This is a genomic window from Actinocorallia sp. API 0066, from assembly GCF_020991275.1.
GTDB lineage: Bacteria > Actinomycetota > Actinomycetes > Streptosporangiales > Streptosporangiaceae > Actinocorallia.
On sequence record NZ_JAJLQY010000036.1, the window covers coordinates 1 to 1,057 of the forward strand.

The following is a 1,057-nucleotide window of genomic DNA, read 5'->3' on the forward strand; positions in this document are numbered from 1 at the left end:
TGCGGCTCCGATGGTGAGCGGCCAGAAGAATTCGGGAACGGCGACGTCGAATCCAACGGACGTCTTCTGCAGTACCCGTTCCGTCGCCGTGATGGGGAAGGTGTCCTGTCGCCAGGCGATCAGGTTGACGATCGCCTGATGCGAGACGGCGACGCCCTTGGGCCGACCCGTCGTCCCGGACGTGAAGATCACATAAGCGGTATCGCGCGGCGACAAAGGCCGTGACAACACCGGTTCTCCCGCCACGCCTTCCAGCGGTTCTTCGATCACCAGGACCGGGGCAGCGTCTTCCAGAATGGTCTGGATTCGGCCCGCCGGGTACGAGGTGTCGATGGGCACGAAGGCCGCGCCCACGCGCACGATCGCGGCCAGGGTCACGACAAGGTCGACCGAGCGCGGCAGGATCACCGCGACGCGGTCGCCGATCCCGACGCCGCGCTCGATCAGCGCCTGGGCCGTCGCGTTCACCCGCGCGTTGAACTCGGCGTAGGTCACCTGGACGCCGTTGTCATCGAGCACCGCGACGCCGTCCGGGGTCGCGGCCGCCTGCTCGCGGATCAACCCGTCCAAGGTGAGCGGACGGACGTCGAGCGGCTCGCCGTGCACAGCGGGGATGCTGTCGGCGGGCAGGAGTTCGGCGATCGGCAGGGTCGGGGCCGTCGCGATGGCCGCTAGAACCTGCTCGAACGCGGCGATGAACCGGTCGATGGTGGCGGGGTCGAGGATGTCGGTGTCGTAGGTGAGGTGGCCGTCGAGGCCGGTGCCGGTTTCGACGAGGTCGAGTTCGAGGTCGGTTTTTGCGGCGGCGAGGGTGGCCGGGACGTTCTCGACAACAAGGCCGTCGAGGACGACGTCGTCGGTCTGCGGGTCGGCGTGGTGGGTGACCATGATCTGGAAGAGGGGGTTACGGCCCTGGGCCCGTTCCACCCCCGCCACCCGGGTCACCTCCTCGAAGGGCGCGGCCTGGTGGGCGAACCCGTCCAGGACGGTTTGCCGGGTGCGTAGGAGGAGGTCGGTGATCGTGTCTGCGGGCTTGAGCCGGTGCCGTACGGGCAGT

At 68.5% G+C, this 1,057-nt stretch carries 1 protein-coding gene; it reads right to left on the reverse strand.

What is annotated here, in order from left to right; translation table 11 throughout:
- Positions 1 to 1,057 (reverse strand): AMP-binding protein (locus tag LO762_RS32220; protein ID WP_230620143.1); only part of this gene is annotated, 1,057 nt, incomplete at both ends.